The 19400-nt window shown below is 55.2% G+C and carries 19 protein-coding genes; 11 read left to right on the forward strand and 8 right to left on the reverse strand.

Annotation, left to right across the window (positions count from 1 at the left end; genetic code table 11):
* Positions 1-154 precede the first annotated feature (154 nt).
* From WC600_05430 to WC600_05440, 3 genes are read left to right on the forward strand one after another with little or no spacing between them, the layout of a single operon-like run.
* Positions 155-2425: a PAS domain-containing protein gene (locus WC600_05430; GenBank protein MFA4902170.1), complete on the forward strand. Its 2271-nt coding sequence runs from the start codon at positions 155-157 to the stop codon at positions 2423-2425.
* Entirely contained in the window at positions 2412-3758 is a 1347-nt protein-coding gene (locus tag WC600_05435; protein ID MFA4902171.1) for a sigma-54 dependent transcriptional regulator, read from the forward strand. The genes WC600_05430 and WC600_05435 overlap by 14 nt, the downstream gene beginning before the upstream one ends.
* Positions 3759-3795: 37 nt before the next feature.
* Positions 3796-4434 (forward strand): hypothetical protein, encoded by a 639-nt coding sequence (locus WC600_05440; GenBank protein MFA4902172.1) that lies wholly within the window; start codon positions 3796-3798, stop codon positions 4432-4434.
* On the opposite strand, the gene WC600_05445 is transcribed toward WC600_05440, so the two are convergent.
* The 3 genes from WC600_05445 to WC600_05455 form a co-directional block, all read right to left on the reverse strand.
* Complete coding sequence (locus WC600_05445) at positions 4358-5239, reverse strand: hypothetical protein (protein MFA4902173.1); 882 nt, start codon at positions 5237-5239, stop codon at positions 4358-4360. The genes WC600_05440 and WC600_05445 overlap by 77 nt on opposite strands.
* A gap of 84 nt (positions 5240-5323) precedes the next feature.
* Complete coding sequence (locus tag WC600_05450; GenBank protein ID MFA4902174.1) at positions 5324-5959, reverse strand: hypothetical protein; 636 nt, start codon at positions 5957-5959, stop codon at positions 5324-5326.
* Positions 5960-5973: 14 nt separating this feature from the next.
* The gene (locus WC600_05455; GenBank protein MFA4902175.1) at positions 5974-6570 is read right to left on the reverse strand and encodes a hypothetical protein; all 597 of its coding nucleotides are present in this window, start codon (positions 6568-6570) and stop codon (positions 5974-5976) included.
* A gap of 851 nt (positions 6571-7421) precedes the next feature.
* Between WC600_05455 and WC600_05460 the strand changes: the two genes are divergently transcribed.
* The 8 genes from WC600_05460 (at position 7422) to WC600_05495 (ending at position 16097) form a co-directional block, all read left to right on the forward strand.
* A complete protein-coding gene (locus WC600_05460; protein MFA4902176.1) occupies positions 7422-7712 on the forward strand; it encodes a MucR family transcriptional regulator in 291 nt (96 codons plus the stop codon).
* Between the two features lie 46 nt (positions 7713-7758).
* Positions 7759-8097: a hypothetical protein gene (locus WC600_05465; protein MFA4902177.1), complete on the forward strand. Its 339-nt coding sequence runs from the start codon at positions 7759-7761 to the stop codon at positions 8095-8097.
* A 202-nt stretch (positions 8098-8299) separates the two neighbouring features.
* Complete coding sequence (locus tag WC600_05470) at positions 8300-8731, forward strand: MarR family transcriptional regulator (GenBank protein ID MFA4902178.1); 432 nt, start codon at positions 8300-8302, stop codon at positions 8729-8731.
* Between the two features lie 169 nt (positions 8732-8900).
* Positions 8901-9371: a tetratricopeptide repeat protein gene (locus WC600_05475; GenBank protein MFA4902179.1), complete on the forward strand. Its 471-nt coding sequence runs from the start codon at positions 8901-8903 to the stop codon at positions 9369-9371.
* Positions 9372-9601: 230 nt separating this feature from the next.
* Positions 9602-10225 carry a TetR/AcrR family transcriptional regulator gene (locus WC600_05480; protein ID MFA4902180.1) on the forward strand — a complete coding sequence of 208 codons (624 nt, stop codon included), beginning with the start codon at positions 9602-9604 and terminating at the stop codon, positions 10223-10225.
* Positions 10226-10283: 58 nt separating this feature from the next.
* Positions 10284-11489, forward strand: coding sequence for an efflux RND transporter periplasmic adaptor subunit (locus WC600_05485; GenBank protein MFA4902181.1), 1206 nt, complete (start codon positions 10284-10286; stop codon positions 11487-11489).
* 11 nt (positions 11490-11500) lie between these two features.
* On the forward strand, positions 11501-14680 hold the full coding sequence (locus WC600_05490; GenBank protein ID MFA4902182.1) for an efflux RND transporter permease subunit: 3180 nt from the start codon (positions 11501-11503) through the stop codon (positions 14678-14680).
* 1 nt (position 14681) lies between these two features.
* Positions 14682-16097: an efflux transporter outer membrane subunit gene (locus tag WC600_05495; GenBank protein ID MFA4902183.1), complete on the forward strand. Its 1416-nt coding sequence runs from the start codon at positions 14682-14684 to the stop codon at positions 16095-16097.
* 110 nt (positions 16098-16207) lie between these two features.
* Here the strand turns inward: WC600_05495 and WC600_05500 are convergent, their stop codons facing one another.
* The 5 genes from WC600_05500 to WC600_05520 all read right to left on the reverse strand — a co-directional run bounded on the left by WC600_05500 (position 16208) and on the right by WC600_05520 (position 19286).
* The gene (locus WC600_05500) at positions 16208-16582 is read right to left on the reverse strand and encodes a response regulator (GenBank protein MFA4902184.1); all 375 of its coding nucleotides are present in this window, start codon (positions 16580-16582) and stop codon (positions 16208-16210) included.
* Positions 16583-16737: 155 nt separating this feature from the next.
* A complete protein-coding gene (locus tag WC600_05505; GenBank protein ID MFA4902185.1) occupies positions 16738-17118 on the reverse strand; it encodes a NifB/NifX family molybdenum-iron cluster-binding protein in 381 nt (126 codons plus the stop codon).
* Positions 17119-17174: 56 nt separating this feature from the next.
* Positions 17175-18053, reverse strand: coding sequence for an ATP-binding protein (locus tag WC600_05510; protein MFA4902186.1), 879 nt, complete (start codon positions 18051-18053; stop codon positions 17175-17177).
* A complete protein-coding gene (locus WC600_05515; GenBank protein MFA4902187.1) occupies positions 18046-18927 on the reverse strand; it encodes an ATP-binding protein in 882 nt (293 codons plus the stop codon). Before WC600_05515 ends, WC600_05510 begins: the two co-directional genes overlap by 8 nt.
* Positions 18924-19286, reverse strand: coding sequence for a NifB/NifX family molybdenum-iron cluster-binding protein (locus tag WC600_05520; GenBank protein ID MFA4902188.1), 363 nt, complete (start codon positions 19284-19286; stop codon positions 18924-18926). The genes WC600_05515 and WC600_05520 overlap by 4 nt, the downstream gene beginning before the upstream one ends.
* Positions 19287-19400 lie beyond the last annotated feature (114 nt).

Raw genomic sequence — 19400 nt, forward strand, 5'->3', positions numbered from 1 at the left:
TTATTTCGTAGTAAATTATTTTCTCATGGACATTATGGCCTTAGTGGAATGATGGAGAATTTGCAGAAATCATGTTATCATGTGAATATTCCGGACTAAACCTGGAGGCGCGTGGTAGTAAACCGCGTCATCCGACTCCCTTCAGGAGTTCATTATGAGTCCCGGCAAGCAGGTCTATAATCTGGCCCTGGTGGGAGCAGGGCGACAAGGCATGACCATCCTGGAAGCCTTGGTGCCTATCCAGCGGGATGACCAGCTCTTGCGTGTGGTGGCGGTGGCGGATCTGAACCCGGAAGCCCCCGGCATCCTTTATGCTTACCGGCATAATCTGTTGGTCACCGTCAATTTCACCGACCTGTTCCAAATCCCCGAATTGGACATCATCGTCAACGCCACCGGCCGCCCGGAAGTCGCTTTACAGTTGGACGGCCAGCGTCCCGGGAGATTGATAGTCCTCAATGTGGATCGCCCCCTTTCCTGGGAGGACTTCTGGGACCTCATCTCCATGGATCTTTCCTCGGTTCAGGCAGCCACCCCTTTGAAAACTGTCATTGTGGGGGGAGGGAAAGGAGGACATGAAGTTCTTCAGTTGATTGCCAGGGATCAGCATTACCAGCGCCGCATCGACATTCTCGGGGTGGTTGATCTCAACAGCCAGGCCCAGGGAATCATCCTGGCCAGAAATATGGGTATCCCCACCTTTACCGATTGCTCCCCCCTCCTGGAGTCAAATCCGGACCTTATTCTGGAACTTACCGGAGACCCCCGAGTGCGGGATAAAATTATTCAGCAAAAGGGGCCCGGCACCCAGATTATCGACCACAGTAAGGCGCGGCTTTTCTGGGATATTTTACATAGAGAAGAAGACCGGCTGCGGAGCAAGGTGGAGAGCGAAATCAGGATGGCCGGCCAACGCACTCGCTTTCAGAGAATATTCAACCACTTGCCCGATCCGGTCCTCGTGCTGCGCCCCAATTATTTAGTAGAGGAAGCCAATCTCCCCTTTCTGAACCGCTTCCACAAGACGGCTCATGAGGTTATCGGCAAGCCGTGTTATGAAGTATTGCGTCAGTTCGAAGAGCCCTGTGACCGTATGGGCCTGACCTGTCCTTTGCCGAGGGTTTTGGAGAAAGGGGAAACCGTCCAGATTTTGCAGCGCTCCGCCAACGGCGGCACGATTCGCTATGATGAAATCACCATGTCCCCTTTGTGTCCGCCGGAAGGGACCAAAAAAAGGCTTATCGAAGTTATCAAAGATGTCACCCCTCGCAAGGAGTTGGAGGAGGCCCTGCAGAGTTCGGAAGAAAGGACCCGGAAGGATAAGGCTTTTCTGGAGACCATTGTCAATGGCATTGCCGACCACATGATGGTGATCGACCTTAACTACCGGATCATCGAAGTGAACCGGGCTTTGCTGGAGATGGTGGGTCTGAAACGGGAAGAAGTGGTGGGCAAACATTGTTACGAAGTGTCGCACCACTTGAAAGTCCCGTGCACTACTCCGGATCATCCCTGTCCTTTAAAAGAGGCGGTGGCTACGGGTAAGGCCGCCTCAGCCACGCATGTGCACTTTGATAAGGATCGCCGGGAGCACTATTATCACGTGATCTGCCACCCGCTGTTTAATGAGGCAGGGCGGATTCATCGGGTAGTTGACCTGTCACGGGATATTACCCAGGAGATCCTGGCCCGCACGCATTTACTCCATGATGACAAGATGACCTCTTTGGGAAAGTTGTCCGCCAGTGTGGTGCACGAAATCAATAATCCCCTTACCGGCATACTCAACTTCGTCAGTTTGATGGAAAGCATGATGGGCCAGGAGGCCCTGAGCGAGGAGGAATTGGGTGATATCCGCCGCTATCTCGCCATGGTCCATAGTGAGACCGCCCGGATCGGCAGAACGATTGCCAACCTCCTGGCCTTTGCGCGCAAAACCAATCCGGAATTCAAACCGCTGGACCTCAACGCCATAGCCGCGGAGACGTTGTCTCTGACCGGGTACCAAATGCGGCTCCAGGGAATTACCATGGAGCGTCAACTGGCTAAGAACCTGTTTCCGGTCCTGGCGGATAAGGGACAGATGAAGCAGACGTTTTTGAATCTCTTCCTGAACGCTCAGGATGCCATGCCCCAGGGGGGGGTGCTCACCCTGGAAACGAAGAATTCCCGGCGCCACACGGTGGTGGTAAAGGTATCCGACACCGGAAGAGGTATCCCTAAGGAAAATTTCTCTCAGATCTTCGAACCGTTCTTTACGACGAAAAAGACCAGTTCCGGCGCGGGGCTGGGACTCTCCGTGGTGTACGGCATCGTCCGGGACCACCAGGGAACCATCAAAGTGGATAGCGTCCTGGGACAAGGGACCTCGTTTACCATTCGCCTGCCTGCCTTTAAGCCTGGAGAAAAAGATGCTGCCACATAAAAAGATCAGCATCCTTGTGGTGGATGATGAGGTGAGCATCCGCGAATCTTTGCACGGTTGGCTAAAACGGGGCGGCTATCAGGTGGAAACCGCGGCCGACGGGCTCGCGGCGCTGGATAAAATCCGGGAGAATCACTACGACATCGTGCTCATCGACGTTAAAATGCCAGAGATGGACGGCCTAACCCTGCTCAAGAAACTCAAGGAAAGCCAGGCCGACACGGCCATGCTCGTGATGACGGCCCACGGTGATATCCATGACGCCGTGGAAGCCATAAAGTTGGGGGCCTACGACTATCTGCTCAAGCCCTTCGAATTGGAGGAACTTAATTTCACCATCGAAAAAATGGTCGAGATGCAAAACCTGGCGATGGAGAACCTGATCCTAAAAGAGCGGCTGGCGACCATTACCCGCTTTGAAAACCTGGTGGGTCAGGCTCCGGTCATGCTCAAGCTGTTCGAAACCATCGTCAATGTCGCCCAAACCGACGCCACCGTCTTGATCACCGGGGAAACCGGCACCGGCAAAGAACTGGTGGCCAGGGCCATCCATGCCCAGAGTTCCCGGTGTTATGCCCCCTTTATAGCCCTCAACTGTGGAGCCTTTACGGAGCATCTCCTGGAAAGCGAGCTCTTCGGACATGAAAAAGGCGCGTTTACGGACGCCAAATATACTAAGAAAGGTCGCCTGGAAATGGCCCATGGCGGAACCCTCTTCCTGGATGAGGTGGGTGACATCTCCATGAAGATGCAGATCGACCTGCTAAGAGTCCTGGAGACCCGGGAATTCACCCGGGTAGGCGGGACCATCCCGTTGCGCAGCAATTTCCGGGTCATCGCCGCCACCAACCAGGACCTCCACGAGGGCATTCGGTGCAAAACTTTTCGCCAGGACCTGTTCTACCGCCTGAACGTCATCCATCTCCCGGTGCCGCCCTTGCGGGAGCGTGCGGAAGATATTCCCCTGCTGGCGCAACATTTCCTGAGACGCTACGCCACGGAGACCAAAAAGAAGATCGACTCTATCCTGCCAAAGGCCATGGAGGCGATGCAGCGCTATTCCTGGCCGGGAAACGTCCGGGAGTTGGAAAACGCCATTGAAAGGGCGGTCGTGGTGGGGAAAAGCCGGCAGATCAAGCCCGGTGACCTGCCTTTTGTAGCTGCAGACGGCGCCGCGGAATTGGGGGAATTATCCCTGGAGGAACTGGAGCGCCAACATATTGCCCGGCTCCTGGCCTCCAAAGGCGGCAACCTCTCCAATGTGGCCAGGGTGCTGCGCATCAACCGCTCCACGCTCTACGAAAAAATCAAAAAATACGGCCTCACCTCTTGAAAACAAAGTGCATCGAGGCCTCCGGCCTTAAGAATTCATGCCTCCCCCCCCGTTTTTAGGCTTGGTGGCTTTGGGTCCGGTTGATCCGGAAATCCTGCGGCAGTTGCGTATCGCCATCACCAAAATTCTTTTCCTGCCGGCGCGAGTCCTGCGCCCCAAACCTTTACCCCTGCAAGCCTACCACATGGTACGGCAACAGTACCACTCCACCAGGCTCTTGGAACACTTATTAACCGACGATGATTCCCACGCCTTCCGGATATTAGGGGTTACCACGGCGGACCTCTTTATTCCGATATTTACCTTCGTTTTCGGTGAAGCCCAGTTGGAAGGAAAGGCTGCGATTATCTCCATGTTTCGGCTCCGGGGCGAAGTTGGGGGTTTCGCGACGCCAAAGTCTATTTTTTTAAGAAGACTCATCAAATTAAGCCTGCATGAATTGGGTCATACCTTCGGCCTGGGGCACTGCCGGCAAGATGGTTGTCTTTCAGGATTTTCCGCCAACCTGGAGACTTTTGACGGGAAGAACCTGGCCTTTTGCAAATATTGCCGGGCCCTTTTGATCGACTACTTTCGGGACAATGGACTGAAGCTACAACTTAAGCGGTACCAAGAAACTCCCGCACCAGGCGATCCCATCCCAGCTGAGGATAGGCGCCGAAGACATCGTCGATGATCATGCCCCCGGAAGGCATCGTCACCCCTACCATGGATTCAAGCATTCCCAAAAGCCGGTGGGATTCATGCTCCATCCAGGCGACATTGCACTGGCCAAAAAGCATCTTTTCCAGGTCCGGCTTCAGATTGGTGGGGGTAACCACGAACAGCCAGCCCTCGCCATACGGGTCATCATGCGGCAGTCTGGGATTTTGCCGGACCCTGGGATTCACCGCCTCAATGACTCCATCCAGCGGCGCCAGGACCGCGGCTGGTTTCCCCTGGCGGCTCAGGGTCAACGCCACTTCATCTGCGTGAATCTCCTTCCCGAGGTCGGGGAGCATGATTTTAGCGGCGGGACCAAGGACCTTTTGGGAAAAGTCGTCTAAACCGATGCGGACTCGACCGGCATGCTCCAGCGCGACCCAGGTATGACCACGGTGGAGAAAGCTGGAGGTCGGCACCGTAATGCCGAAAACCTCTTGCACTTTGGGTTTTTCCGGGGCCAGAAAGAAATCTAATTGCTCTTCCAGGAGCTCATCAAAGGAACATTGATGACAATGTCTGGTCTTCATCAATTGGCACTTTGGCTGCTCCCCGGAGCGTTGGTGCATCTTTTTCTCCCAGGCGGCAGCATGACCCTTCTTAGCCCGCGGCTGTTGGTCGGCCTGCCTCCCGGCCAAATTGTCGGACGCGGCTTCGGTCATGGCCCGATCGAATTCACAGTTCGCACAATCGAAGTTCTTATTGCAGATCTTGAAATCGATCACGCAGGCTTCCATCCAGATGCAGGGCTTTTTCCCTTGGGTAATTTGGTTTGTCATGACCTCACCTTCCCCAGCTTACAAGCTGCACCGGCAGGCCGGAGCCTCGAGCGGCTGGCCCCGCCCTGCCAGGCCATCGTGTTTTCATAGTTTCCTCTTCCAGCCTTTAGTTGTGAGCGGCAAGAAAAACTCCCGTTCCAGAGCTTGCCAGCCTAACTGGGGATAATGACCAAAGACATCGTCAATTATCGAGCCGCCGTCCGGGAGAGTGCAGGTGGAGCCCATGAGGTTCAGCAAACGGTGAGCCTCTAAATCGATCCATTCGACATTGCCCTCTCCAAAAGCCAGGTTGTCCAGATTACGCTGGAGATTGATGGGCTTGACCAAAAACAGCCAGCCTTCTCCGTAAGGGTCATCGTGGACCAAGTTGAGCTGACGACGCACCTTGGGGTTGATGGCCTCGATAATCCCATCCACTGGCGCCAGGAAGGCGGCTATACGTTTTTGCCTGACCAAAGCCATGCAAACGTGATCCTGACGGGAAATCTTTCCTACTTCAGGAAAGGTAAATTTGTCTGCCGGGCCCAAGACTTTCTGAGAAAAGTCATCCAATCCCACCCGCACCCGGTCGTCGCTTTCCACCACGGCCCAGGTGTGGCCCCGGTGCAAATAATAGGTATCGGTGGGCACTTGGAAGCCGAAGACCTCAGCCATCTGTGGCTGTGACCGCGCTGGCGGAGGTTCCCACCTCTCTTTCTCCACGTTTGTTTGCCTGGACATGACCTATGCCTCCTTTATGATCTTGAGTTTGTGAACTTCTTTTTCAGGCTTTTTAAGAAAAACTCCTGGACCAGGGGCCGCCAGCCGATTTCCGGATAATGGCCATAGAGGTCATCAACGACGGTGCCGCCATCCGGCAGGGTAACGCCCACCGTGCTGTCCATAAGGTTAAGTAACCGGTGAAATTCTTCATCGATCCAGGTGGCGTTAGCTTCTCCGGAGAACAGATTGTCCAGGTTGCGCCCTAAATCAGTGGGTTTGAGCCTGAACAGCCAGCCTTCTCCGTAAGGATCATCGTGAATCAAGCTGGGCTTCTGGCGAATCTTGGGGTTAATGGCTTCGATTACGCCATCCACCGGCGCCTCGAAGGAAGCCTTACGTCCCTGTTTGAACAGGGCCAGGCAGAGATGATCCTGGTAATTCACCTTGCCGACCTCGGGCAACTTGAGGTCGTCCGACGGACCCAGGATCTTCTGGGAAAAGTCATCCAAGCCCACCCGCACCCGGTCATCGCTTTCCACTACGGCCCAGGCATGGCCCCGATGCAAATAATAGGTCTCAGTGGGTACCTGAAAACCATAAATCTCCACCATTTTCGTATAATTATTCATGATGACATCCATCCTTTGGGGTTTGATCTATAGTGGAGCAATGAATATGCCAACCCCCGCCCGCTAGTTTATCTTATTGATATTACTACTAAACCTATGTAAGGGCTCTTATTGTAGACCATTACAACCTGTTGGATAAAGCAACAAGTAAATCCTCTTTAATCAGTTAATATATTGATTTAATTATTAAATATAACTTGTTGTAAATTCCTACGAATTAATCTAGAGGCAAGCGGCCTGACTTGACGGCGAAGGATGGTAACCCGGGGCGGGGGGGAGCTTAACTCTTGTGAGATTGCCACGAAATTTTTGGGGAAACCGAAATCCAAGACTCCTCACCAAATGAATCTGTGGGATACTTGATTACCCCCAGTACAAGATTCCCATTGATTTTCTCATTTCTGGTATAAATTTTTAAACCAAAAGACCTGAACGATTTAGGACGATAGATTATTTATTATGTGATATCATTAGGTTATATTTATGGTATGGCTTGGTATGATAAGTGCATGGATATATTGCATAGATGAACTGATTAAGGAAACCCCCAATTCCCCCCTTAAAAGTTCATATACCAATTCTCCTTTTCACTGGCCGGGACTCCCCCTCTCGGCCAGTTTGTTTTTTTCCCTTAATTGTTCCATTATATTGATTCGATTTGTTCACCTGCCGCCGTCGACAAACCAGATAGCACCATGCAAGATGGCTGTTCTTTCATTTGCAAACCACCGATAACTGTTGTATTGGTATTTTAAACCTTATGGCGAGTGAATCCTTGTAAATGGCGCCATCGCAACGCCTGCTGACTCGATTGACCCTTTACAATCCATGAACCCAAAGGAATAATCCTCATGCCCAGCGAAATTCTCAATCTAACGGCTCAAATAGTTATATCGCATGCCTCCATGACTGAACTAACTCCCAAAGAATTAATCGCGGAAATTAAGAGCATTCATGATGTCTTGGTTTCCTTGGATAAAGAAGTTGTAGTTACAGAACCCAAGCCCCCAGTGACCCGACAGCGCAAGCTTCGAAAAGTTAAAATAGAAGCATCCCCTGAAGCCAACGCGGTTAAAAATGAGGAAGGGTTGCCTGTTGGAGATCCGGATTATATGGAGTTTATGGAAAGCCGGGAAGGGTAAGCGGAACCAGATAGTTACCTTGGTCATTAATTGTGATGGAGAAACCATGAGCAAATACATGCATCTCACAGTCACTGTTAATCCTTATTATCAAAAGAATTTGGAGGATACTTATCCAAATTTGACTCGTCGTTTAAAGGCGTTAGATCAAGACTTGGTGGAACGGAATCCTTCACTTTATGCAATTGCGGGACAATTGGATAAACTTCTTTATGCCTTCGATGGCACGCCGGTCAGAGAGGTGCTTCTCCGGCATAGAGATAGTCTTCGCAACCTTCATAAGGGCATTGAAGAGAATATAGCCGATTGGAATCTCGCCCAAGCTGATGGCCTTCTTTATAAGCTAGAGGATCTATTTGACAAAATAGAATCTGAATTAGATTAAGACTATAGTGGCAAACCACTGAAAGAAATTGGTGACCTAAAGATCGATTTCTTTTCATCAATCCCCGAAGAGGGGCCAAAAGCAGATGCGGCCTCAAGCCACTCAAGACCCCCGTTCTGAAGTATTTTCTCCTGTAGTGGTCAAAATCAAAATTCTTGATTATTTTTATCAGTTCGTATATTAACCTAATCTAGGACCTCAGATGACCAAGAGATACAGTATCGAAAAATCCACCGGCTTTATCATTTACCGCACCGCTCTGGCGATGAAGGGAGCTTTGCAACGGACTCTGAAGGAACACGGATTTGATATTACCCCTGAGCAATATGGGATTCTAATGCTTCTCCGGGAAGAGGAGGGGCTTTCTCAAAAGGAGATTGGCGACGTACTCTTCAAGGATAAGCCCAACATCAGCCGGATGTTGGACGCCCTGGAGAGGAAAAGATTAATCCTGCGCCAGTCAACCGACCGCAGAAGTTTTGCCATATTCCTAACCGCAGAAGGAAAAAAGCTGGCAGAAGATATCCTTCCTATCAAACTGCAACTGGAAAAAAAAGCGCTCAATGGCTTGTTAGCGAGGGAACTAGAACTATTGGAAAGCCTTATTAATAAAATCTATGGGAATATTTCGTAATTTTTTTTAAGGTTAAAGTTATTATAATAACCGTTAATCATAGAACTATATATACCGGTGCCAAAAAGTCTCCTTCATCATCTATTGCCTTAAAATATTTTTTTGGATATAAAGTTACTATGTTAACCGTTAATGTCTTAATCGTAATCCAGGGCTTCCGGAGGGAGCTATGAAAACCTTGGCTTCGGCTTTGGTTATTTTTTGCCTGGCTCTTGGGCTTGCTGGTTGCGCCGACCTCAAAACCCCCGAACAAAAATTTGCCAACCTGGAGAAAAGGGCGGCCGGGGGAGATGTGCTGGCCTGGTATAGCCTGGGACTCATGTATGAACGGGGATACGGCGTCGCCCAGGATATATGTCAGGCTGTCTTATGCTTCAGAAAGGCGGCGGAGCAAGGACAGGTTGAGGCCCAATATCGTCTCGGTTCCATGTATTACCATGGCCAGGGGGTATCGAGAGATGTAAAGCAGGCCGCCGAGTGGTATAAACAAGCCGCGCAGCAAGGATCAACCCCGGCCCAGGCGGCCCTGGGCAATATGTATTTATCGGGTGAAGGAGTGGACCAGGATAGTTCCAAGGCCGCGTACTGGCATAAAAAATCTTTAAAACTAAAGAAACATGTCGATTTTACGCGTGATTAAGCATCTCGACCGTATTCGCAACGAGGTCCGGCCGGAATGTGGGATCATTCAGCGCCTTGTTCTCCTAGCTTTCTCTAGCCCTCTCCATATTGGCGCGGTATAGTCTGCCGATATGCCCTTTCCGCGGTTGCTAATTCCTTCTGAATTTCCTTGACAATATGTCGGATAATTCTATATTGTGACGGTAAGTTCATATTATGAAGGATAGATGCAGCGCCGGAGGCCAGACGATGGAAGACCAGAAGCTCCCAAGGCGGGAAAGGGAGAAATTGCGGCAGCGTCAAGAGATGCTCGCCACCGCGCTCGATCTTTTCTCGCGGAAGGGATACCACAACGTCTCCATGCACGAAATCGCCCAGAAGGCCGAGTTCGCCATCGGCACCCTTTACAAGTTTTTCCAGAATAAGGAGGACCTTTACAAGGCCCTGGTTTTGGAGTTATGCGACGAGTTTGAAGACTCGATCATGCGAGCAATTGAACAACCGCAGGACGAAGCAGAAAAACTGCGCAGTTATGTTCGGGCCAAAACCGAGGTGTTTCGCCGCAACCTCCCATTCATTCGCCTGTATCTGGCCGAGAGCAGAGGAGCGAGCTTCAACCTCAAGGCTGGCTTGGATGATGAAATCCGCAAACGATATTACATTTCTCTGGAAAGCATTGCTGCCATCTTTGCCAGTGGCATCAAAAACCAACGTTTTAAGAAAATCGCCGACCCCTATTACCTGGCGGTAGCGCTATCCAGCGTCATAGATGCGTTTCTGCTTCTCTGGCTCGACGCGCCCGAGAGTCATCCTTACCCGGAAGATCCGGACGCTATTTTGAATATTTTCTTCAAGGGACTGATTGACCCGTGATTTTTGGCTCGGGTTTTCAAAATGAATATGTTCATCACCGCTATTGGGGAGATTTCTGATGCAACAGAACAAGAATAATTATGCACCACTTATATGGGCTGCGGCCTTGATGGCTCTGACAATTTTGCTGGGCGGCTGTGATCGCGGGCAGGGGCAGCAAGCCAAGCCCCCGGTCCCGGAAGTGGCTGCGGTGGCCCTTCAGCCGCAGCAGGTTGAGCTGACCACCGAGTTACCGGGCCGTACGTCTCCCTACCTGGTGGCGGAGATCCGGCCGCAGGTCAATGGCATTATACAGAAGCGCCTGTTTAAGGAGGGCTCCGATGTCAAAGCCGGACAACTGCTATACCAGATTGATCCCGCCCCGTTTCAGGTGGCCTATGACTCTGCCAAGGCATCGCTGGGCAAGGCGCAAGCCAATCTGCCCTCGATCCGGCTGAGGGCCGAACGACACAGGGAATTGCTGGTCGACAAAGCGGTTAGCAAGCAGGACTACGACGATGCGGCAGCCGCCATGGAACAGGCCCGGTCCGAGATTGCCTATTGGCAAGCCGCGGTTGCAGGGGCCCGCATCAATTTGGGCTACACCCGGGTCACCGCGCCCATATCAGGGCGCATCGGCAAGTCCAGCGTCACGGACGGTGCGCTGGTGACTGCATATCAGCCCACTTTCCTGGCAACCATCCAACAGCTCGACCCCATTTATGTGGATGTGACCCAATCGTCCGCCGAGCTGCTGCGTTTGAAACGCAACCTGGAAACCGGCCGGCTCACCGCCAATGGAGCCAATGGGAAAAAAGTCCGTATTCTGCTGGAAGACGGAACCCCATATCCCTTGGAAGGCGCCTTGCAGTTCCGTGACATCACGGTGGACTCGACGACCGGGTCTTTCACCTTGCGGATCGTGGTCCCGAATCCGAAGCATCTGCTCCTGCCGGGCATGTTCGTGCGGGCCGTGGTCCAGGAGGGTATCGCCGCGCAGGCCCTCCTGATTCCTCAACAAGGGGTCAGCCGCACCCCCAAGGGGGAACCCATCGCACTGGTCGTGGATGAGGCCGGAAAGGTCCAGCAGCGGGTGTTGACCCTCAATCGAGCCATTGGCGACCAATGGCTCGTTTCATCCGGGCTGTCGCCCGGAGAGCGTGTGATCGTCGAAGGCATGATGAAGGTGCGGCCGGGCGCCGCCGTAAAGGTCATTCCCTGGAATAGCCCCAAGGCCGGCGAGGAAGCCCCGAATACGAAACGCGCGGCTGCAGAATCGAACTAAGGGAGAATGTGATGTTATCGAACTTCTTTCTGGACCGCCCGGTTTTCGCCTGGGTCATCGCCATCATTATGATGCTGGCGGGCGGTCTGGCGATCCATAATTTGCCTATTTCCCAATATCCGCCCATCGCACCCCCGTCCATCGCCATTGACGCCTTTTATCCCGGGGCCTCTGCCGAAACCGTTGAGAACAGCGTTATTCAGATCATCGAGCAGAAGATGACCGGATTCGACAAGTTGCTGTACATGTCCGCCACCAGCGATGCTTCCGGCGCCGGGAGGATCGAACTCACCTTTGCGCCGGGCACCGATCCTGACCTCGCCTGGGCCCAGGTGCAAAACAAGCTTCAGCTCGCCATGGCAAGTTTGCCCGATGTGGTGCAGCGCCAGGGCGTCAAGGTCAGCAAGTCCACCAGAAACTGGCTCATCATTGTGGGTCTGACCTCTGAAGATGGCAGCATGGATGAATTTGACCTGGCGGACTACGCGCAGGCCAATGTCGAGCAGGTGCTGGCGCGGGTGCCGGGAGTGGGTGAAGTGGAAGTCTTCGCTTCCCAGTACGCCATGCGGCTCTGGGTCAATCCGGATAAACTGGCTGATTACCGTCTGACGATGGAAGATGTCGTCCAAGGGCTTCAGGCCTACAACGTGGAGATTTCGGCCGGTCAGTTCGGCGGGGCGCCGGCGGTGGCAGGTCAGCGGCTGAACGCCTCGGTCATCGTCCAGAACCTGCTCAAGACCCCGGAGGAGTTTGCCGCCATCCCGCTGCGCGTCAACCCTGACGGCTCCATCGTGCGCGTGCGCGATGTGGGACGGACGGAGTTGGGCACCGAGCGCTACGGCAGCAACGTGCTTTACAACGGTCAACCAGGGGCCGCCCTGGCCGTCCGGCAGGCCGCCGGCGCCAATGCGCTGGCAACCGGCGACGCCGTCAAGGCGAAAATGCAGGAGCTATCCCGTTACTTCCCCCCCGGCATGAAGGTCATCTACCCCTATGACACCACCCCCTTTGTGAAGGTGGCCATCGACGAGGTGGTGTGGACCCTGTTCGAGGCGATTCTGCTGGTCTTTCTGGTGATGTATCTCTTTCTGGGAAATATCCGGGCCACGCTGATTCCGACCCTGGCGGTGCCCGTGGTGATCCTGGGAACCTTCGCAGTCCTGGGATTGTTCGGGTTCTCCATCAACATGCTGACCATGTTTGCCATGGTGCTGGCCATCGGCCTGCTGGTGGACGACGCCATCGTGGTGGTGGAAAACGTGGAACGGGTCATGAGCGAGGAGGGACTTTCGCCCCGGGAGGCGACCCGCAAGTCCATGCGAGAAATCACCAGCGCCTTGATCGGCATCGGGCTGGTGCTCTCGGCGGTGTTCGGCCCTATGGCGTTCTTCGGCGGCTCCACCGGGGTCATCTACCGCCAGTTTTCTGTGACCGTGATCGCCGCCATGCTGCTGTCGGTCTTGGTAGCTCTGATTCTAACCCCGGTTCTGTGCGCCTCGCTCCTCAAGCCGGTAGTTAAGGGGCATGAAGCCGCGGAGACCGGTTTTTATTTGTTTCGGCCATTTTTCCGGTGGTTCGACCGGGTGTTTTTTTGGACCCGGGACAGGTACCAGGCCATGGTCGGCCGGATACTCACCAGGAAGCTCCGCTATTTCGTTATTTACCTGGTGATAGTGGCGGCTCTGGTCTTCCTCTTCCAACGCATGCCCACCGCCTATCTCCCCAGTGAAGACCAGGGCATCATGTTTATCCAGGCGATGTTGCCCACAGGCTCGACCCTGGAGCAGACCAAGCTGGTCCTGGATCAAGTCCGCAGCCATTTTCTGGAGGATGAAAAGGAAGCGGTGACGTCTATTTTCACGGTCGCGGGCCGGGGCTTTTCCGGAACCGGGCAGAACGTGGGGCTGGCATTCGTTAAGCTCAAAGACTGGGAACTGCGCCCTGGGGCGAACCTGAAAGTAAGTGCCCTGGCGGGACGCGCCATGGGTAAGTTCTCACAGATCCGTAACGCTATGGTGTTCGCCTTCCCGCCCCCGGCAGTCCTTGAGCTTGGACAGGCGGGCGGGTTCGACTTTCAATTGCAGGACCGAGGCGGGCTGGGTCACGAAGCCTTGATGGCGGCCCGCAACCAGATGCTCGGCATGACCGCAAAGGACCCGCGGCTGATGCGCGTCCGCCCCAACGGCCTGGAAGATGTGTCCCAATACCGCATCGACGTGGATTGGGAAAAGGCCGGCGCACTGGGGGTTCCCATCAACTCCATCCACACCACTATCTCGTCGGCCTTCGGCAGCGCCTACGTGAACGACTTCATACAGGGGGGACGAGTCAAGCGGGTATACGTCCAGGCCGACGCACCCTACCGTATGTTGCCCAAAGACCTGGAGCGGCTCTATGTTCGCAACGCCTCAGGGTCGATGACGCCGTTTGCTTCCTTCGCCGCCGGCCACTGGTTCCAAGGGTCGCCGCGCCTGGAGCGTTTCAATAGCTTCCCGTCGATGAACATCTGGGGTGAACCGCCGCCCGGGAGGAGTTCGGGGGAAGCGATGCAAGCCATGGAAGAGATCGTTTCGAAGCTGCCCAAGGGCATCGGCTTTGACTGGACCGGGCTCTCCTACCAGGAGCGGATGGCAAAGTCCCAGACCGGGCTGCTCTACGCCTTTTCCATGATCGTGATTTTTCTCTGCCTGGCGGCCCTGTACGAGAGCTGGACCGTTCCTATCGCGATCTTACTGGCCTTACCGCTCGGGGTCATCGGCGGAGTGGTGGCCTCATCGCTTCGGGGACTGCCTAACGATGTGTACTTCCAGATCGGGCTCCTCACCGTTTTAGGTCTCACGACCAAAAACGCCATTTTGATCGTTCAGTTCGCCATGGCCAAGGTAGACGAGGGCATGGGGTTGATCGAGGCCACGCTGGAAGGGGCCAAATTAAGGCTGCGGCCCATCGTCATGACCTCGCTGGCCTTCGGCTTCGGCGTCCTCCCCCTGGCAATGGCCACCGGGGCCGGCGCTGGAGCGCAAACGGCCATCGGCACCGGCGTCCTGGGCGGGATGGCTACGGCCACCTTCCTGGCGATCTTCTTCATCCCCCTCTTTTTTGTAGGGGTGGTGCAACTGTTTGGAAAAAAGCCAGTCGCCCAAACGGAAGAGCCGGGTTCGGATACTCCGAATCCTCCAGAGGGGCAGTGACATGATAAAGAAGCTATATTCTTTTTTGGCAATAACGGCCGTTCTTCTCAGCGGTTGCACCATGACGCCGAAATATACCCGGCCCGATGCGCCGGTTCCCGCGGGCTGGCCCGGTGGTCAGGCCTACAAAGAGACCCCAGCCATGCAAGGGGCTCCGGCTGCCGCCGACCTGCAATGGCGGGAATTCTTCGCCGATACGCGGCTTCAAACGGTCATCGCGAAAGCCTTGAACAACAACCGTGATCTGCGCGTGGCCGCCTTGAATGTTGAAAGAGCGCGCGCGTTATACCGCGTCCAGCGCGCCGAGCTTTTCCCGAAGGTGGAAACGGGCCTCATAGCCAGCAAGCAACACGTTAGAATTTCCGGCACCACCGGTTTGGTGACCTTGGAGGAGTATGGCGCCAATCTGGGCATCACTTCCTGGGAGATTGATCTCTTCGGCCGTATCCGCAGCCTGGGAAAAAGGGCGTTGGAGGAATACTTCGCCACGGAACAGGCCCGCCGCGGCGCGCAGATATTGCTAGTGTCCGAAGTTGCCAACGCTTATCTGACCCTTGCCGCGGATCGGGAAAACCTCCAACTGGCCAAATCCACCCTCGAGGCCCAGCAGGCCTCTTACAAGGTGATTCGACGGCGCTTTGAAGTCGGGCTCGCCCCCGAACTGGATCTTCGCCAGGTCCAAACCAGAGTGGATGCGGCGCGGGTTGACGTCGCCCAATACACCGAACGGGCCGCTCAAGATGCAAATGCCCTTAACCTGCTGGCAGGCTCGCCGGTGCCCGCCGATTTGTTGCCGGGACAGTTGAGCGTTGTCAAACCGTTGCCGGACGTTTCGCCCGGGATGTCCTCCGAAGTGCTTCTGTGTCGCCCTGATATTCTTCAGTCGGAATACTTACTCAAGGCCGCCAATGCAAATATCGGCGCCGCCCGGGCGGCTTTCTTTCCCCGCATTTCTCTCACGTCCGCGATAGGCAGCGCCAGCGGTGATCTGTCTGGTCTGTTCAAATCCGGCTCGTTCGTCTGGAATTACGCCCCCCAGGTCGTTCTGCCAATTTTCGATGCCCGCACCTGGTCGGCGCTCAACGTAACCAAGGTGGATAAGGAGATCGCCATTGCTCAATACGAGAAGGCAATCCAGGCGGCCTTCAAAGATGTTGCCGATGCACTCGCCAGGCGAGGAACCTTGGGGGATCGGATGGAGGCGCAGCAATCCCTGCTCGATGCTACCGCGCAAACTTACCGGCTCTCCACTGCCCGATATGAGAAGGGGATCGACATCTATTTGAACGTGCTGGATGCGCAACGTTCTCTCTACTCCGCCCAGCAGGGACTCATCGCCGTCCGTCTGGCGAAACTCGCCAATCAGGTGCGGCTTTATGCGGTACTGGGCGGGGGCGGCGGACCAAGCACGCCATAAGGTTCATAGTGCAAAAGTTACAATAGGGAAGTTACTTCCGACCGTTCCTCCCCACCTTGTCGGCTAGCATCGTACAGTCTTATGGTGGGGAGTAGGTCAATAATTTGACATCAACTAACTCCCAGCACCACCTTCAGTTTGCCCAGCAGGTCGGCGGCATCGCTTTCACCGGGGTTGACCGGCAGCCGTCCCAGCACGCCCAACCCTTCGCTGGCCTCGTGGAACTCCTCGTCGGAAAGCGGGCTGACCACCGCAGTATTCACCATGGCATTGACCTTGACGAGCTTCAGGACGAGATCTAAAGGTGCGATGTCCGGCAGGTCAGAGTCAATGATCATGAGGTGTGGGGCGGAGGTGCGCGCCGCTTCCAGGGCTTCAGCCCCGGAAACCACGTACTTAAGGTCTACCTCCGGGTTTGTCGCCAAAGCGGCGGTGAAAGCCTGCATGGCTTGAGGGCGAGCGGTAGCGAAAACGATACGCAGCATGGAAAAACCTCATATATAATAATGAACGCGGAGCGGAACCCTAATCCGGATGCCAAGCTCCGCGTTGCAAGGTTTATTGGACGCAATTACTTGATCCTGCCAGAGCACCCCGCCGGTAGTAATCGGCAATCGCCTCTCCCAATGTGTTGACCGCTTCAGTGAGCGCCGCCGCCGCAGGTGAACTCGGTGCTAAACTGCGGCAGCCGGCCATGCAAGAGAGCCTCCACGGCTTCTCCCACGGTTTGGGCGTCGCCGCCGTGCATGACATTGATTCCCACCTGTTGGAACCCCATAAGCGGCCGCATGCCCATGCCGCCGGCAATAAGAACCTTCACGCCGTTTTGGGCCAGATGATTGACCGGGGCCATGCAGCCGCCCTGTTGGTGGGGAACATTGGGCAGCGTTGCGACCTCCAGCACTTTCCCTTCGGCGATTTTCACCAGGGTGTAAAGGTCACAGTGGCCGAAATGGGCCCCGAGCGGGGCATCAAGCCCGCCAGGATGGTTTGAGGGCACGGCAACGATTGTGCTATTCACAGTATTCTCCTTATATTTATGAAAATGTGGCGCCGGCTTCCCCGCCGGCGTGGGAACTATCGGCCTAGGCCGGCCAATGCTTCAATTTTAGCCCAGGCGTGGGCCAACTCGCGGCTAAAATCCGTTTCGGGCAACTCGGTCACCACGAGCCCCTGGATCATGGCTCTGGTAACCAGCATATCGTGGGGCAGTCGCGCGATAACCGTGTAGCTTTCCGCCTGGCAAAAAGCCTCTATCCGAGCGGCTTCCTCATAATTGAGGTCATGCTTGTTAATGATGACGGCCAGGGCAGTCTGAAAGTGTCGGCACAAGTCCGCTACCCGTTCCAGGTCGTGTCGCCCTGAGGGGGTGGGCTCCGTGACGGCCACGGCCAGGTGGGCTCCCGACAGCGAGCTGATCACCGGACAGCCAATACCCGGTGCCCCGTCGCACAGCACCAGGTCGGCGCCCCGGGCCTTAGCCAGTTCTCGCGCCTGTTGTTTCAGAACCATTACCAGTCTGCCCGAATTCTCCGCGCCCGGCAAGAGTTGGGCATGGACCAGGGGACCGAAGCGGGTGGCCGAGACGAACCATTGGCCGCAGTGTCTCTCGGGAAACCGGATGGCCGCATTCGGACAGAAGGCCACACAGACCTTGCAGCCCTCGCAGCGTACCGGGTCAACCGCAAAACCCGCCCCATTCTCCCGGATCGCCCCAAACTGGCACATGGTGGCACAGAGACCGCAGCCATCGCATTTCTCGCCGTCGATTTCGGCCTCATGCCCAGAGTAAAATTCCTCCAGGCGTTCTTTGGTCGGTTGCAGCAGCAAGTGCAGGTCCGGGGCGTCCACGTCCAGATCGCAGATGATCTTGCCTTCGGCCAGATGTGCGAAGGCCCCGGTAAGGGAGGTTTTCCCCGTGCCACCCTTGCCGCTAATGATGATAACCTCACGCATGTGCGGCTGCCTGGAGGTGGATTTGATTTGCCAGGTTGCGGATCTTGCCCTTAAGGGAGACAAAGGTCTGCTTGAGACTGGGGGATACCGTCGCGATGATCCGGCCGTGTGCATAGGCCTCGGCGATGGCCCGGTCGTAGGGAATCTCGGCCAGGATCGGCAGCCCTTTCTCGCGGCAGAACCGGTAAATGGCCTCAGTGCCTACTCCGGCCCGATTGATCACGGCCCCCAGAGGCTTTTTAAGGGGCGCAAAGGCTTCCCAGGCGAGCTTAAAATCATAGACGCCAAAAGGAGTGGGCTCGGTCACCAGGACAATAACATCACTGTCCAGCACCGCATTGACCGCGGGGCAGCTCACCCCCGGCGGCGCGTCGATGATGGCATCTCCACCGGTTTCAGCCAGAATCTGATCTAGCCTGGCCTTCACCAGACGCATCAGGGGCGGACTCATGGCCTCGCCGATGCGCAATCTTCCGGATAGAAACCCCACGTCACCGGCTTGCCCCCAACTGATCTCCCCCAATTCCCGCTGGCCGGCAGAAATGGCTTTTCCGGGACACACCGCCATGCAGCCGCCACAGCCATGACACATCTCAGGAAAGATCAAGATCACCTGGTTGAATACACTCACGGCCTTAAACTGGCAAAGCTCCGAGCAGGCGGCGCAATAGGTGCATTTTGCCTCATCCACCTCCGGCACCATCATATGCGCCATTGCGCTCTCGGCAATGACCGGTTGGAGAAAGAGATGCAAGTTGGGCTCCTCCACGTCCAGGTCCACGCCCACCACCGGCCCGTCCCAGACCGCAGCCAGAGACGCGGTAACCGTGGTCTTACCGGTGCCGCCCTTGCCGCTTGCTACCGCCACGATCATCGTCCGGCCCGGTTTGGCGTTTGCGCCATCTCCACCTGGCCGTCATTAAATCGCTGCACGGCCTGGCCTACGGTCAGCCCCTCCAGGTTCTGCCCCACCTTGATGCCTGCGGCCGTCAGGGCCTTGAAGGCTTTGGGGCCGACATAGCCGGTAAGCAGACAGCTCACGCCGGCCCGGGCGATCAGCTCCGCTGCCTTGATGCCCGCCCCCTGAGCCATCAATTGGGACTGGCCATTATCAATGTATTGGGTATGCATGGTTTCCAGGTTCACCACCACGAAACCCGCGGCCCTGCCGAAGCGGGGATCAATTTGATCGTCCAGTGAAGGACCTTCACTCGTTACCGCAACCATGTTCATGCTCAACACCTTCTTGGGTCAATCACATTTTAAAGGGCCGGAACGGCCCTAAAAGGTCTCCAAAAATTCTCTAACCAACGGACTTATCTTTGATCGGTCTTGGTAGGTTTTGTT

The sequence above is a fragment of the Desulfobaccales bacterium genome (assembly GCA_041648175.1).
In the GTDB taxonomy this organism is placed as follows: Bacteria; Desulfobacterota; Desulfobaccia; order Desulfobaccales; family 0-14-0-80-60-11; genus 0-14-0-80-60-11.